Origin of the sequence: Herbiconiux sp. A18JL235 (genome assembly GCF_040939305.1) — a bacterium.
GTDB lineage: Bacteria > Actinomycetota > Actinomycetes > Actinomycetales > Microbacteriaceae > Herbiconiux.
This window is the reverse complement of sequence record NZ_CP162511.1, coordinates 1,896,597-1,911,133: the sequence shown is the minus strand read 5'-3', so window position 1 is coordinate 1,911,133 and position 14,537 is coordinate 1,896,597. Positions and strand designations below refer to the sequence as shown.

The 14,537-nt window shown below is 71.2% G+C and carries 16 protein-coding genes; 5 read left to right on the top strand and 11 right to left on the bottom strand.

Translation table 11 applies throughout. The features are described 5' to 3' along the window. Positions 1-39: 39 nt before the first annotated feature. Positions 40-375 (bottom strand): DUF6804 family protein, encoded by a 336-nt coding sequence (locus ABFY20_RS08885; protein ID WP_368499577.1) that lies wholly within the window; start codon positions 373-375, stop codon positions 40-42. A gap of 39 nt (positions 376-414) precedes the next feature. Between ABFY20_RS08885 and ABFY20_RS08880 the strand changes: the two genes are divergently transcribed. From ABFY20_RS08880 to ABFY20_RS08865, 4 genes are read left to right on the top strand one after another with little or no spacing between them, the layout of a single operon-like run. Next, a complete protein-coding gene (locus ABFY20_RS08880; RefSeq protein ID WP_368499576.1) occupies positions 415-813 on the top strand; it encodes a hypothetical protein in 399 nt (132 codons plus the stop codon). A gap of 14 nt (positions 814-827) precedes the next feature. Continuing rightward, entirely contained in the window at positions 828-1,775 is a 948-nt protein-coding gene (locus tag ABFY20_RS08875) for a pseudouridine-5'-phosphate glycosidase (protein ID WP_368499575.1), read from the top strand. A gap of 12 nt (positions 1,776-1,787) precedes the next feature. Then, on the top strand, positions 1,788-2,771 hold the full coding sequence (locus ABFY20_RS08870) for a carbohydrate kinase family protein (RefSeq protein WP_368499574.1): 984 nt from the start codon (positions 1,788-1,790) through the stop codon (positions 2,769-2,771). Next, positions 2,768-4,213, top strand: coding sequence for a M20/M25/M40 family metallo-hydrolase (locus ABFY20_RS08865; protein ID WP_368499573.1), 1,446 nt, complete (start codon positions 2,768-2,770; stop codon positions 4,211-4,213). The genes ABFY20_RS08870 and ABFY20_RS08865 overlap by 4 nt, the downstream gene beginning before the upstream one ends. Before the next feature lie 40 nt (positions 4,214-4,253). Here the strand turns inward: ABFY20_RS08865 and ABFY20_RS08860 are convergent, their stop codons facing one another. After that, positions 4,254-4,838 carry an SGNH/GDSL hydrolase family protein gene (locus ABFY20_RS08860; RefSeq protein ID WP_368499572.1) on the bottom strand — a complete coding sequence of 195 codons (585 nt, stop codon included), beginning with the start codon at positions 4,836-4,838 and terminating at the stop codon, positions 4,254-4,256. Then, complete coding sequence (locus tag ABFY20_RS08855; RefSeq protein WP_368499571.1) at positions 4,835-6,352, bottom strand: SDR family oxidoreductase; 1,518 nt, start codon at positions 6,350-6,352, stop codon at positions 4,835-4,837. The genes ABFY20_RS08860 and ABFY20_RS08855 overlap by 4 nt, the downstream gene beginning before the upstream one ends. A gap of 147 nt (positions 6,353-6,499) precedes the next feature. Here ABFY20_RS08855 and ABFY20_RS08850 point away from each other — a divergent pair, with 147 nt between their 5' ends. After that, a complete protein-coding gene (locus ABFY20_RS08850) occupies positions 6,500-6,919 on the top strand; it encodes a hypothetical protein (RefSeq protein ID WP_368499570.1) in 420 nt (139 codons plus the stop codon). Between the two features lie 180 nt (positions 6,920-7,099). Here the strand turns inward: ABFY20_RS08850 and ABFY20_RS08845 are convergent, their stop codons facing one another. The 8 genes from ABFY20_RS08845 to truB all read right to left on the bottom strand — a co-directional run bounded on the left by ABFY20_RS08845 (position 7,100) and on the right by truB (position 14,536). Then, positions 7,100-7,963, bottom strand: coding sequence for an aldehyde dehydrogenase family protein (locus tag ABFY20_RS08845; protein WP_368499569.1), 864 nt, complete (start codon positions 7,961-7,963; stop codon positions 7,100-7,102). Next, positions 7,960-9,426, bottom strand: coding sequence for an aldehyde dehydrogenase family protein (locus tag ABFY20_RS08840; protein WP_368499568.1), 1,467 nt, complete (start codon positions 9,424-9,426; stop codon positions 7,960-7,962). The genes ABFY20_RS08845 and ABFY20_RS08840 overlap by 4 nt, the downstream gene beginning before the upstream one ends. A gap of 10 nt (positions 9,427-9,436) precedes the next feature. After that, the gene (deoC, locus tag ABFY20_RS08835; RefSeq protein WP_368499567.1) at positions 9,437-10,444 is read right to left on the bottom strand and encodes a deoxyribose-phosphate aldolase; all 1,008 of its coding nucleotides are present in this window, start codon (positions 10,442-10,444) and stop codon (positions 9,437-9,439) included. A gap of 66 nt (positions 10,445-10,510) precedes the next feature. Next, positions 10,511-11,821: a CynX/NimT family MFS transporter gene (locus tag ABFY20_RS08830; protein ID WP_368499566.1), complete on the bottom strand. Its 1,311-nt coding sequence runs from the start codon at positions 11,819-11,821 to the stop codon at positions 10,511-10,513. After that, positions 11,808-12,746 carry a bifunctional riboflavin kinase/FAD synthetase gene (locus tag ABFY20_RS08825; RefSeq protein WP_368499565.1) on the bottom strand — a complete coding sequence of 313 codons (939 nt, stop codon included), beginning with the start codon at positions 12,744-12,746 and terminating at the stop codon, positions 11,808-11,810. The genes ABFY20_RS08830 and ABFY20_RS08825 overlap by 14 nt, the downstream gene beginning before the upstream one ends. Further along, positions 12,743-13,156 carry a hypothetical protein gene (locus ABFY20_RS08820; protein ID WP_368499564.1) on the bottom strand — a complete coding sequence of 138 codons (414 nt, stop codon included), beginning with the start codon at positions 13,154-13,156 and terminating at the stop codon, positions 12,743-12,745. Before ABFY20_RS08820 ends, ABFY20_RS08825 begins: the two co-directional genes overlap by 4 nt. A gap of 25 nt (positions 13,157-13,181) precedes the next feature. Further along, positions 13,182-13,550 (bottom strand): hypothetical protein, encoded by a 369-nt coding sequence (locus tag ABFY20_RS08815; RefSeq protein ID WP_368499563.1) that lies wholly within the window; start codon positions 13,548-13,550, stop codon positions 13,182-13,184. Further along, positions 13,547-14,536, bottom strand: coding sequence for a tRNA pseudouridine(55) synthase TruB (gene truB / locus ABFY20_RS08810; RefSeq protein ID WP_368499562.1), 990 nt, complete (start codon positions 14,534-14,536; stop codon positions 13,547-13,549). Before truB ends, ABFY20_RS08815 begins: the two co-directional genes overlap by 4 nt. Position 14,537 lies beyond the last annotated feature (1 nt).

Sequence of the window (14,537 nt, the reverse complement as noted above, 5' to 3'; positions counted from 1 at the left end):
CACGGTCGGTGCGAAGAGCGGGTTGACCCGCGGCGGCACCTAGTCTACGCGATGCACCTTGATGAGGAGTCCACTCGCCACGAACACGATCGCGCCGACCACGTGGCAGATCTGCCAGGCCACGAGCGGCAGGTCGAGCGGGAGCACCGGGTTCCAGAGCACGGCGATCGCGAGGAGCGGCGGAATCCACCACCACTGCTTGGCCTGACCGGCGAACACGCACATGATGAGCGCGAGGATGCTGACGACGTAGCGCGCGATGGTGAACCAGTCGGTGTCGACCACGGCGATGAAGGCCATCATGGCGACGGCACCGAGGAGACCGGGCGCGAGGGCGGGGCGGGTGAAGGCCGGCTGGGTCTGTCGGGAGCTCATGTCTCGCCAATCCTACGCGCCGGTGGCTAGTCTGATTTCATGACATTCTCGACGCCGTCGTCCGGCTCTGTGTTCGCAGGTCCCGAAGGACTCTGGACAGCCGACCCCGAAGAGCTCGCAGCCCGGCTCTTCGTCACGGTGTTTGCCGGCCAGGGCGCCGTTCCCCTGCCGCAGAAGGATGTCTCGGAGGTGTACTCGACCCTCGCCGGCCTCGGCGGCTACTCGCTGCCGGATGTGCGCTCGGGCAACACGCAACCGCTCGGCCTCACCGTGCAGCTGGCTCAGGAGGCCATCCTCATCTGGGAGCGCGCGACCGTCGCCACCCGCCTCAGCGCGGGTGCGGGCCCGGTCTCGCACACCATCACGATGCTCCGCTTCGGGCCCGGCGTGCTGAACGCCTCCGACCCGGTGGCCGCGCTCAAAGCGCGCCTGCACTGAGCGGGGTGAGCACGGTGTCGCGAGCGTCCCGGCCCTTCCACGTCTCGGCCGAGGTCGCCGAGGCCCTCGACTCCGGTCGCCCGGTGGTGGCGTTGGAGTCGACCATCATCTCCCACGGCCTCCCGCGTCCCCGCAATCTCGAGGCGGCGCAGGAGTTCGAGGAGATCCTCCGCTCGGCGGGCGTGACCCCCGCGACCATCGCCGTGCTCGACGGCGTGCCGCACATCGGTCTCGACGCCGAGGGCGTGCGCCGCATCGCGGGCGAGGAGATGGCCAAGGCCAGCGTGCGCGACCTGCCGATCCTCGCCGCCAAGGCCGCGAGCGGAGCGACCACGGTCGCGGCCACCGCGTACCTGGCCGGTCGCGCCGGCGTACGGGTGTTCGCCACGGGCGGCCTCGGCGGGGTGCACCGCGGCGCCTCCGAGTCGTTCGACGAGTCGGCCGACCTCAGCGCTCTCGCCCTGTCGGGCGTCACCGTGGTGTCGGCGGGAGTGAAGTCGGTGCTCGACATCCCGGCAACCCTCGAGCGCCTCGAGACGCTCAGCGTTCCGGTGGTGGGCTACCGCACCACCGACTTCCCGAGCTTCTGGCTGAGCGGCTCGGGCCACACCATCGACTGGAGCGTCGACGACGCCCCCGAGATCGCCCGCGTGATGCGCAGTCAGGACGAGCTCGGTCACGGCCAGGGCATCGTCGTGGCGAACCCGCTGCCGCTCGAGAAGCAGTGGAACCCCGAGGAGCACGACCGGGTGCTCGCCACCGCGTTCGCCGCCGCCGAGGAAGCGGGCGTGACCGGTAAGGCCGTCACCCCCTTCCTCCTCGGCTTCATCGTCGAGGCCTCCGGCGGTACGAGCCTCGAGGTGAATCTCGACATCGCACGCAACAACGTGCGGCTCGCCGGCGAGATCGCCATCGCGTGGAGCTCGCTGGTCTCCGACGCCTCCGACGACTCGGCCGACTGAGCCGGGCAGCCCGTGCCCGCCACTTCCGCCGCACCGATCCTCGTCGTCGGCGACGTCTTCGACGACCTGATCGTCACCCCGCACGGCGAGGTGCGGCCCGACACCGACACCACGGCGAGCATCGAGCGTCGCGACGGCGGCTCGGCGGCCAACGCGGCGGCCTGGTTCGCGGCCTCGGGCCATCCGGTGCGCTTCTTCGGCACAGTGAACCGCATCGACGTCGACCGGCACACGGCCTCCCTCGCCGAGGCCGGCGTCACCGCCGTGCTCGCACCCTCGGAGCTGCCGACCGGCACCATCGTCGTCATCCTCCAGGACGAGCGCACGCGCACCATGCTCACCGAGCGGGGCGCCAACGCCGTCACCTCCGCCGCCGACGTCGACCCCGGTCTCCTCGTGGCGGGCGCGCACCTCCACCTCACCGGCTACACGCTGTTCAACGGCGGCGACGAGCCGACCGTCGACCGTGGGGTGCACGAGTTCGCCACGCTCATCGGATGCGCGCGGGCGGCTGGCGCATCCGTTTCGGTCAACCCCGGTTCGGCCGGGTTCCTGCTCGACCACGGTGTCGACGACCTGCTCGAGGCCACCGACGGCGCCACCGTGGTGCTGCCGAACCTCGACGAGGGTCGCGTGCTGACGGGCGAGGAGGAGCCGGAGCGGATCGTCGCCGCGTTGCTTCAGCGGTACGAGGTCGTCGCGCTCACCCAGGGCAGGAACGGTGTGCTCGCCGGCGCCCGGTCGGGCGCGCGGGCCGAGGCGCCCGCCGTGCTCGTCGACCCCGTCGACACGACCGGTGCGGGCGACGCGTTCGGTGCGGCGTTCGTGAGCAGTCTGCTCGGCGACGGCTCGCAGCAGCTCGTGGGGCGCCGCGTCGACGAAGGTGCGTTGCGCGCGGCCGCGGAGGAGGGAGTGCGGGCCTCGTCGCGCGCCGTGACTCGGCTGGGGGCGCGCCCGCCCGCGTCGGGCACGCCACGGGCGGAGGCCGTGCGATGAGCGGGTCGTCGCCGGAGCCGTCGCCGCAGCCTCAGCGGCCGTCGTCGCCGCAGCAGCCCTCGGCGTCGCAGCCGCAGCCCCGGCCGCCCGCGGCCGCCAGCGCCGAGCTCGACGAGCAGGCGGCGCTCGAGCGATTTCGCGCCCTGCTGCGCATCCCCACCATCTCGAGGCTCGAGGTCGACGCGGTCGAGTGGCAGAACTTCGACGACTTCGTCGCGACGGTCGAGCAGCTCTACCCCGCCCTGCACGCGGGCCTCGAGCGCGAACTGGTGGCCGGGCACACCCTGCTCTTCCGCTGGCGGGGCCTCGACGACACGGGTGCCGCATCCGTGCTCATGGCGCACTACGACGTGGTGGCGGCGACCGACGAGGGGTGGGAGCATCAGCCGTTCTCGGCCGAGCTCACCGGCAGCGGCTCCGGGCGCGTGCTGTGGGGTCGGGGCACGCTCGACGACAAGGGATCGGTGGTGAGCATCCTCGAGGCCGTCGAACGCGCGGTTGCCGCGGGCTTCACCCCCGCCCACGACGTCTACCTGCTTTTCGGGCACGACGAGGAGACCCACGGTACGGGCGCCGAGACCGCCGCGCGGCTGCTGCGCGAGCGCGGCGTCGAGATCGGGCTGGTGCTCGACGAGGGCGGGGCGGTCGTGGAGGGGGTGATCCCCACGGTCGAACGCCCGATCGCCGTGGTGGGGGTGAGCGAGAAGGGCACGACGAGCTTCTCCCTCACCGTGGAGCAGAGCGGCGGTCACGCCTCGACTCCCCCGCGCGTGACGGCGAGCGATCGGCTCGCACGCGCGATCGTGCGCCTCAACACGCACCCGTTCCCGGCGCGGCTGAACAGCGTGACCGAGACCATGATCCGCACGGTGGGGGCCCACGCCCGCAATCCGCTGCGCTTCGTGTTCGTCCGCGCGAGGTTCTTCCGCCCGCTGTTGGTGGCGGTGTTCGGCCGGCTGGGCGTCGACACCGCCGCGATGGTGCGAACGACCACGGCGGTCACCCAGCTCTCGGGCGGGCTCGCGGCGAACGCGCTACCCGAGCGGGTGCAGGCGACCGTGAACGTGCGCATCGCCATCGGCTCGTCGGTGAAGGCGACGAAGGCGCGACTGGCCCGCATCATCGACGACCCCGCGGTGCAGATCGGCGTACTGTCGAGCGGCGAGCCGGCCCGCGTGTCGCATATGAACGGCCCGCGGTGGGAGCTGCTGAAGGCCGCCATCGAGGCGGGCTACCCCGACGCCGTCGTCACGCCCTACGTGCAGACCGGCGCGACCGACTCGCGCCAGTTCTCCCCCGTGAGCCGCTCCGTGTACCGCTTCAGCCCGTTCGAGATGACGGGCGAGGAGCGGTCGACGCTGCACGCGAAGAACGAACGGATGCGCGTGCAGACCTGGTTCACCGGCATCCGGTTCTTCGACGGTCTGCTGCGGAATCTGTGAGGGTCGAGAGCCAACCAGCCGGCCGTCGAGCCGCGCGCGCTCAGCCCTTCAGCTCGCCCAGCTCGGGCAGGCGGATCGGCCTGCTCGACGGCGGCAGCCCCTGCACCCGCTCGAGCGCCGGTTCGAGCTCGGAGAGCCACGCCTCGTAGCCCGCCGCGTTCAGGTGCAGGCGGTCTTCGGTGTAGGCGGGGTTCAGCTCGCCGTCCTCCTCGGCCATCACGGGCCAGAGGTCGAGGTAGTGCGCCTTCACCGTGGCAGCGAACTGCCACACGTGACGGTTGATCTCCTTGACGAACTCGGCGTACTCCCGCCCACGCGGCAGCACCGACTGCACCAGGATGCGCGCATCCGGCAGCTCTTGCCGCAGGTTCACCAGGATGGTCTCGATGTTGCGCACCACCTGCTCGACGGCGCGGCGGTTGGCCACGTCGTTCGTGCCGATGAGGAGCACCACCGTGTCGGGGTCGTGCTCGGCCACCTCGCCGAGGCGCTCGATGAGCCCCTCGGTGGTGTCGCCGCCGACGCCGAGGTTGATCGCCTCGATGTCGGGGAACCACTCCTGCCAGGAACCGCCCTCGGTGAGGCTGTCTCCGATGAACACGGTCGTCGATCGTTTCTCGGTCATGAGGTCCTCCCGGATTCTTCGCTGTCAAGTCTAGGGGCGGGCTCGGTCGAGGCCAGTGCGGTGGCCGTGATGCGGTTGGCCATGCCGTTGAAGATCACGCCGTGGAACGGCAGGATCGCGAACCAGTAGAGCCGCCCGCCGAGGCCGCGGGGGAAGAAGATGGCGCGCTGGTCGTAGACCGAGCCGCCGCCCTCGGCGGGTGTCGCCCGCATCTCGAGCCAGGCCCGACCCGGCACCCGCATCTCGGCGCGCAGCCGCAGGAACGAGCCGCGGTCGATCTGCTCGACCCGCCAGAAGTCGAGGGCGTCGCCGGTGTTGAGGCGGGTGGCGCTGCGGCGGCCGCGGCGGAGGCCGACGCCGCCGACGAGCTTGTCCATCCACCCGCGCACCGCCCAGGCGAGCGGGAAGGAGTACCAGCCGTTCTGGCCGCCGATGCCCTCGATCACCGTCCAGAGGGCCTCGGCAGAAGCATCCGTCTCGCGCTTCTTGATGTCGAGGTACACGGTGTGCCCGGCCCAGTCGGGGTCGCTCGGCAACGGGTCGCTGGCGGCGCCTTCGACGAAGCCGTCCTGCCAGCTGGTCTCGACCTCGCCCGCCTTCATCTTGCCGAGGGCGAGGCGCACCGCGCGCCGATAAGGGGTGAGGCCGCCCTCGGGGTCGGGCACGAAGTCGCGGATGTCGTGCTCGTGGGTGACACAGTCGAACTGCAGCGAGGCGATGATGGGCATGGCGAGGGCACGCGGAATGGGGGTGACGAGGTTCACCCACTGCGACGCCAGCCAGGGCGTGAGCACGGGCAGCGCGGCGATGGGGCGCTGCTTGAGGCCCGCCTCGAGGGCGTAGCCGTTCATCATCTGGCCGTAGCGCAGCACGTCGGGGCCGCCGATGTCGAAGGTGCGGTTGACGCTCTCGGGCAGATCGGCGGAGCCGATGAGGTAGTGCAGCACGTCGCGCACGGCGATGGGCTGGATGTGGTTGCGCACCCACTTGGGCGCGGGCATGTAGGGCAGCACCTCGGTGAGGTGCCTGATCATCTCGAACGAGGTCGAGCCGGATCCGATCACCACACCCGCCTGCAGCGCCGCGGTCGGCACGCCGGAATCGAGGAGGATGCGCCCGACCTCCACCCGCGACCGCAGGTGCGGCGAGAGCTCGCCCTGCTCGGGGTGCAGCCCGCCGAGGTAGACGATGCGCTTCACGCCCGAGGCCGCCGCGGCGTCGGCGACGTTCTGTGCCGACTCACGCTCGATCTGCTCGAAGTCGCCCTTGCCGCCCATCGAGTGAACGAGGTAGTACAGCACGTCGATGCCCTCGGTGGCGGCGCGCAGTGAGTCGACGTCGCCGAGGTCGCCCTCGGCCACCTCCACCCGGTCAGCCCAGGGCACGTCCCGCAGCTTGTCGGGGTTGCGCACCAGCACCCGCACCTGGATGCCGGCGTCGAGCAGTCTCGGCACCAGCCGGCCACCGATGTATCCCGTGGCCCCGGTGACAAGGGCCTTGCGCACGTCACTCACCCCCTCGACGCTATCCCCCCTCGCCCCCTCCCGCACCGTCCCCCCGCCTCAGGCTCCCTCCGCACTTGCTACGGACAAAGTCCGTCCGAACGCGACTTCTGTCGGACTTCGTCCGCAAGAAAGTGCAGGGGCGGGTACCGTGGCGGCATGGGGTGGATGCGCGGGGCGGGCGTCGTCATGACGCTGGCCGTGGTCGTGGGGCTCAGCGGATGCACGTTCCTCCGCGGCGGCGACTCGTGTCTTCCCGGGCTCGAGGTCGCGCCCTCCCCGGCGGTGGCGGGTGCCTCGATCACGATCTCGGCGCCAGACCCGTGCGGCGTCGAGGTACCCGACGGGGGCTGGGAGGTCGTCGTCACCCTCGGAGACGGCGGCGACCCCGTGCTCACCCGCACCACCACGCAGCCCTTCGACGGCTCGTTCGAGCTCACGATCGACCTCCCCGCCGATCTCCCGCCCGGGCAGGCCTACGTCGACGTCGCCAACTGGACCTACGTCCCCTGCGACGACACCGGCACCGGCAGCTGCGCCACCGCCGCCCGCCCCTTCGAGATCGTCGCCCCCGAGTAGCACTCCCGCCGAGAGGGCGCGTAGTGCCGCCTCACGCGTCGGGAAGCGGCACTTTGCGCCCCGTCGCCGACGCGTCTCGAGCTGGTCGCGCCCTGGCCGCACCCACGAGAGGGCACGAAGTGCCGCCTCAGGCGGGGCGAGGGGGCACTTCGCGCTCTGTCGCGGGTGGAGGGCCGGGCTCTACAGGAGGCTCTTGGTGTGCCAGACGGTCTTGGTCTCGGTGAAGGCGGTGATGCGGCCGAAGGTGGGGGCGGCGGCGTCGGGGCCCTGCTCGGGCGGGAGCACGCGCGTGAGTGTCTCGGCGGCGGCGATCTCGAGGTCGACCCAGTCGAGGTCGGCGGCTCCCGTGAGGTCGAGCGCGTTGACGTCGGCGTGGGCGGCGAGCCACGGGGCGATCTCGGCGGGCGAGCCGGTGAGCACGTTCACGACACCCTTCGGGAAGTCGCTGGTGGCGAGCACCTCGGCGAGGGTGATGGCCGAGAGCGGATGCTTCTCGCTCGCCACCACGACGACGGCGTTCCCCGGCACCAGCGCCGGCGCTATCACGCTGACGAGCCCGAGGAGCGCCGAGTCCTGCGGCGCGACGATGGCGACGACACCCGTCGGCTCGGGCACCGAGATGTTGAAGTAGGGCCCGGCGACGGGGTTGGCGTTGCCCGCCACCTGCGCGAACTTGTCGGCCCAACCGGCGTACCAGACCCAGCGGTCGATGGCCTCGTCGACCTGGGCGCGGGCGGCACCGCCCGACACGCCCTCCTGCTTCACGATCTCGTCCTCGAACTGGGCGCGACGGCCCTCGAGCACCTCTGCCACCCGGTACAGCACCTGCCCACGGTTGTAGGCCGTGGCACCGGCCCAGCCGGAGACGGCGGCGCGGGCGGCAACGACGGCGTCGCGCGCATCCTTCCGCGAGGCCTTCGCCGCGTTGGCGAGGAACGCACCCTTGGCCGACACGACCTCGTACACCCGACCCGACTCGCTGCGCGGGAACGCGCCGTTCACGAATAGCTTGTAGGTCTTCGGAATGCTGATGTGCGCGCTCATGCGAGCCCTCCCTTGCGGTCGGCGGCGAGCCCTGGCTTGAGGTACGCGGCGAGGCCGTGGCGGCCACCCTCGCGCCCGTAGCCCGACTCCTTGTAGCCGCCGAAGGGCGACGCCGGGTCGAAGCGGTTGAAGGTGTTGGCCCAGACGACCCCGGCGCGCAGCTTGTCGGCGACGGCGAGGATGCGCGAGCCCTTATCGCTCCAGATGCCGGCCGAGAGCCCGTAGGGCGTGTTGTTGGCCTTGGCGATGGCCTCGGCCGGGGTGCGGAAGGTGAGCACCGACAGCACCGGGCCGAAGATCTCCTCGCGCGCGATGCGGTGCGAGGTCGAGACGTTGGTGAAGATGGTGGGCGCGAACCAGAACCCGTTCTCGGGCAGCTCGCAGGCCGGGCTCCAGCGCTCGGCGCCCTCGGCCTCGCCGATCTCGGAGAGCTCACGGATGCGCGCCAGCTGCTCCGCGCTGTTGATCGCCCCCACGTCGGTGTTCTTGTCGAGCGGGTCGCCGACGCGCAGCGTCGAGAGGCGGGCCTTCAGGCGTTCCACGACGTCGTCCTGGATCGACTCCTGCACGAGCAGACGCGACCCGGCGCAGCAGACGTGCCCCTGGTTGAAGAAGATGCCGTTCACGATGCCCTCGACCGCCTGGTCGATGGGCGCGTCGTCGAAGACGATGTTCGCCGCCTTGCCGCCGAGCTCGAGGGTGAGCTTCTTGCCGGTGCCCGCGGTGGAGCGGGCGATCTCACGGCCCACGGCCGTCGACCCGGTGAAGGCGACCTTGTTCACGTCGGGGTGGTTGACGAGCGCACGGCCCGTCTCCCCCGCGCCCGTGACGATGTTCACGACCCCAGCGGGGAGGTCGGCCTGCTGCAGGATCTCAGCGAACAGCAGCGCCGTGAGCGGGGTCGTCTCGGCGGGCTTCAGCACCACCGTGTTACCGGCGGCGAGGGCGGGCGCGATCTTCCAGGCGAGCATGAGCAGAGGGAAGTTCCAAGGGATGACCTGGGCCGCTACTCCGAGCGCGCGAGGGTTCGGCCCGAGGCCGGCATGATCGAGCTTGTCGGCCCAGCCGGCGTAGTAGAAGAACCAGGCGGCGACGAGCGGAACGTCGACGTCGCGGCTCTCTTTGATGGGCTTGCCGTTGTCGAGCGACTCGGCAACGGCGAGCTCGCGGGCACGCTCCTGCACGAGCCGCGCGATGCGGAAGAGGTACTTGCCGCGGTCGCGGCCCGAGAGCTTCGACCAGGTCTTGTCGTAGGCCCTGCGTGCGGCAGCGACCGCGCGGTCGACGTCGCCTGAGTCGCCCGCGGCGACCCGGGCGATCACCTTCTCGGTGGCCGGCGAGATGGTGGCGAAGGTCTCGCCCGACCCGGCGATGAACTCTCCGCCGATGAAGTGCCCGTACTCGGGCTTCAGGTCGAGGATCTTCGTCGACTCGGGGGCGGGTGCGTATTCGAGGAATGACATCTGCGTGCTCCTAGTCGATCGTCACGTAGTCGGCGCCGGAGTAGTGCCCGGTGCGCAGCTTCTGCCGCTGCAGCAGCACGTCGTTCAAGAGGCTGGAGGCCCCGAACCGGAACAGGTGCGGCACGAGCCACTCCTCCCCCACAGTCTCGGCGACGGTGACGAGGTACTTGATGGCGTCTTTCGACGAGCGGATGCCGCCGGCCGGCTTCACACCGATCTGCTCGCCGGTGAGGCGGTGCCAATCGCGCACGACCTCCAGCATGAGCAGCGTCACCGGAAGGGTGGCGGCGGGCGCCACCTTTCCGGTGGAGGTCTTGATGAAGTCGCCGCCCGCGAGGATGGAGAGCCAGGATGCCCGGCGCACGTTGTCGTAGGTGTTCAGTTCGCCGGTCTCGAGGATGACCTTGAGGTGGGCGAACGAGCCGTCGGCCCGCTGACAGGCCTCCTTCACGGCCACGATCTGGTCGAAGACCTCGCCGTAGCGCCCCGCGAGGAAGGCCCCGCGGTCGATGACCATGTCGATCTCGTCGGCTCCCGCCGCCACAGCGTCGGCCGTGTCGGCGAGTTTCACCGCGAGCGAGGCCCGACCGGAGGGGAACGCGGTGGCCACGGCGGCGACGTTGATGCCCTCGTCTCCGCCCCCGGCGTGAGCCGAGCCGAGCGCCTCGACGGCGTAGGGCACCATGTCGCCGTACACGCAGACAGCCGCCACCCGCGGGGTGCTCGGGTCTGACGCATCCGGAACCAGGGCCTTCGCCACGAGCGACCGCACCTTGCCGGGCGTGTCGGCGCCCTCGAGCGTGGTGAGGTCGATGAGCTCGATGATGCGGTCGAGCGCCCACGCCTTCGACGTGGTCTTGATGGAGCGGGTGCCGAGGCCGGCCGCCCGCTGTTCGAGGCCCACGGCGTCGACGCCGGGGATGCCCTCCAGGTAGCGCTTGAGGGTGGACTCGGTGAGATCGTCACCGAGCACCTCGAGCGCGCGTTGTGCGGGGTTGACCGCTCTGTCGATGGTCACGACGCCTCCGTGTCTGTCTCGTCGCTCGCGGCACCTCGGCCGCAGGGGCGCCTCACGGCGCACCCGTCAATTGTGCCACTGGTCTTCGAGCATCCGCGGTTTCGCGACCACTGCACCGGCGATCCACAGGGCGAGGGCGCTGCCGATCAGCACCAGGAGAGCGGCTGTCCAGCCGCCCGTGAGGTCGTGCAGCACGGCGAGCAGCAGGGGGCCGAGCGCACCCAGCACGTAGCCGAAGCTCTGCACGAAGGAGCTCAGCGCGACGGTTCCCTGCGGCGTGCGCGTGCGCAGGTTGATGAGCACGAGGCAGAGCGGGAACAGCAGCGGGCCGAGCCCGATGAACGCCACCCAGAGCCAGAGCGGCCCTCCAGGCAGGAGCAGCAGGCCTCCGTAGCCCGCCAGGTAGAACAGCACACCGGCGGTCAGCAGCGACCCCACCGAGCCGAGCCGTGTCGCGAGCACGGGGACGAACAGCGAGGCGGGCAGCCCCATCACCGAGAACAGCGAGAGCAGGAGACCCGCCGTGGCCTGGTCGACACCCGCCACCTGGGTGAGGATCTCCGGCAGCCAGGCGAACATCGCGTAGGCGTTCATGGAGGTGATCGCGAAGGTGAGCATGAGCGACCAGGCGATGGGCGACCGCACCATCCTGCCGAAGGTGACCGCAGGCGCGCCCGCCGCGGGGGCGCCCGCGGCGGGGGCGGCGCCCGGCGCGGCGGCGGGGCGGGTGCCCTGCGCTGCCTCGGCGGCGGCACGCGTCCGGTCGGCGGATGCGTGCATCCGTTCGCTCACGGTCAGCGTCACCAGCGGCGCGAGCGCCAGCGCGGCGAACACCGCCCAGAGCGCTACCGAGGTGCGCCAGCCCGCCGACTCGGCGACCGGCACGGCGACGAGCGGCGGCACCGTCGCGCCGATGGCCATGACGGTGGCGTAGACCGAGGTGAGGAGTCCGATGCGGTCGGGGAAGTAGCGGCGCACGAGGGGCGGGAGCAGGATGTTCGCCACCCCCATGCCGGCGAAGGCGAGGGTGCTCCCCACCACGAGCACGAGGTAGTCGCCCGAGCTCGCCCGCACCAGGTGGCCGGCGAGGAGCACCACCATCGCGCCGATGACGGTGGGCTGAAGCCCGAAGCGGCGCTGCAGGAAGGGGGCGACGAGGCCCACGACTCCGAAGCAGACGGGCGGGAGCAGGCCGAGGAACCCGATGCCGATGCTGCCGAGCGCGATGTCGTCGTCGATCTGGTCGAAGATGGGCGAGAGCGCCCCGACGGCGGTGCGGAGGTTCAGCGCCACGAACACGATGGTGAACAGGGCGAGCACCCTGCCGCGCCAGAGCGGCGACGGGCGGAGTGGCCCCGGGCGCTCAGTCTGCGGCACGGAGGATGGCGCGCACGCCCTCGACATCGCGGTTCATCTGATCGATCAGCGGGTCGATGCCGGTGTACTTCACCATGCCCCTGATGCGCGCCACGAACGCCACCTCGACCACGTGCCCGTACAGGTCGAGGTCTTCGTCGAGCACGAACGCCTCGACCTGCTTCGGCGGCACCCCGTCGAAGGTGGGGTTGCTGCCCACCGACACGGCTGCCGGGTAGCGCCGGTCGCCGTCGGTGAGCCAGCCGGCGTAGACGCCGTCGGCGGGGATCATGCCCTCCGACTCCGGCGAGAGGTTCGCCGTGGGGAAGCCCAGCTCGCGCCCGCGCTTGGCCCCGTGCACCACCTCGCCGCGCACCGCGGGCGCCCGGCCGAGGAACTCGCCGGCACGGGCGACGTCGCCCTCGGCGAGCAGCTGCCTGATCCAGCTCGACGACACCTTGCGGGCGTCGCCTGGCTTCACCTCGGGAATGAGGTCGACGTCGAAGCCGAACTCCTCCCCCAATTCGCGGAGCGTGCCGACGTTCCCGCTGCCGTCGACGCCGAAGCGGAAGTCGTCGCCCACCATGACCACCGACGCGCCGCACACCTCGACCAGCACCCGCTCGACGAACTCGCGCGGGCTCATCGAGGCGAACGCGGCGTCGAAGCCGAGGAAGAGGGTGGTGTCGATGCCCGTGGCCTCGAGCAGCTCGAGCCGCTGCTGGTTGCTCACCAGCACGTCGGGCCGGGCCTTCGGGTCGAGCTGGGCGAGCGGATGCCGGTCGAAGGTGATGACCACCGACTCCAGCCCGCGCGCCCTGGCCACGTCGATGAGCTCGCCGATGACGGCCTGGTGGCCGATGTGCACGCCGTCGAACTTGCCGATGGTGACCGCGGAGGGGCCGAGCGGGGCGGGGACGGACGAGAGGTCGAAGTACGTCTTCATCGGGTGCGCCGCAGCCAGAGCATGCCGAGCACGGGGAGCACGAGCGGGATGAACAGATAGCCCATGCCGTACCACGACCATACCGAGGCCTTGGCGAACAGCTCCGGCAGGAAGAGGCTGAGCGTGCCGACAGTGAGCACGCCGGCGAGCTCGAAGGTGATGGTGACCCAGGCCACGCGATACCAGACCGGGCCGGGGACCATGAGCGCGATCGTGGCGACGATGTAGACGACGGCGGCGACCGCCGAGAGCGTGTACGCGAAGGGTGCCTGATCGAACTTGCCGATGATCTCCACCACCGAGCGCCCGGTCGCGCCGAGGGCGAGGATGGCGTAGACGACGATGAGCACCCGCCCCACGCCGCGGGCACGGGTTCGGGGCGCAGGCGGTGCGAGGGTGTCGTTGGTCATGGCAGTACGAGTTTATGGCACCGGCTCAGGCCAGCTGCACGAACCAGATGACGTTCATGCGGTACACCATGACGGCGACGGCGAGGCACACCGCGCCGAGCACCACGGTGCTCCAGCGGGTGCGGTCGATGAGCGCCCAGAACCCCCCGGCGAGCGGCAGCAGCACCGCCGAGACGAGGTACACCCAGAACTCGAGCGGGTCGCCCGTCGGTGTGTTGCCGAACGCGGGGGCGACGAGGGACATGACCAGCTGCACCACGAGCAGCACCTCGACGAGTGCGGTGGCGCCCATGGTGAGGTCGTTCGGCACCTTGCCGATGAGGCCGAGCACGACGCAGAGGAGCCCCGCGACGACGGCGACGGCCACCTGGGTGTAGCTGAACCACTCGATCACGCCGTCACCTCGCGTTCGTCGGGCGGAAAGTTGACGACGCTCTTGGCCGTACGGCCCGTCACCTCGACGAGGCCGAGCAGGGCGCCACCGGGAGCGATCGCCGCGACGGGAGTGCTGCCCTGAGCCGAGGCGCGCACGTCCTCCGGCGCCTCCACCCGCTGCCCGTGGCCGAGCGCGACGGCCTGCGCCTCGTCGAGCCGCCAGACCGGGAACAGCGTCTCGGCGGCCGCCGCAGCGGCGATGAGCGGTACGGATGCGCCCGACTCCACGACGGAGCCGAGCTCGTCGAGGGAGTGCGCATCGTCGACCGAGAACGGCCCGATGCGCGTGCGTCGCAGCGCGGTGAGGTGCCCCCCGACGCCGAGCGCGGCGCCGACGTCACGCGCGATGGCGCGGATGTACGTGCCCGAGGAGCAGACCACCCGCACGTCGACGTCGACGACCTCTGCACCAGTGCCGGGCGTTCCGTCGTCGGCGACCGCACGGCGCGGAGCGCCCAGCAGCTCGATCTCGGCGATCGTGACGCGCCGCGCGGCGAGCACGACGTCCTCCCCCGATCGCACGCGCGCGTAGGCCCGCTTGCCGTCGACCTTGATGGCGCTCACCGAGCTCGGCACCTGCTCGATCTCTCCGGTCTGGCCGGCGAAGGCGGCGGCGAGGCGCGCATCCGTCACCCCGGCGAGGAGCCCGTCGCCCGCGGGTTCGCCGAGGGCTTCCCCCTCGGCGTCGTCGGTGGTGGTGACCACGCCGAGCCGCACGGTGGCGAGGTACTCCTTGTCGAGGCCGACCACGTAGGTGAGCAGGCGGGTCGAGCTGTTGACGCCGAGGATGAGCAGGCCCGTCGCCATCGGGTCGAGGGTGCCGGCGTGCCCGACCTTGCGGGTGCCGGCGAGGCGCCGGGTGCGTGAGACCACGTCATGGCTCGTCATGCCGCCGGTCTTGTCGACGAGCAGGATGCCGCTTGCCGTGCTCGTCGCGTTTTTCACG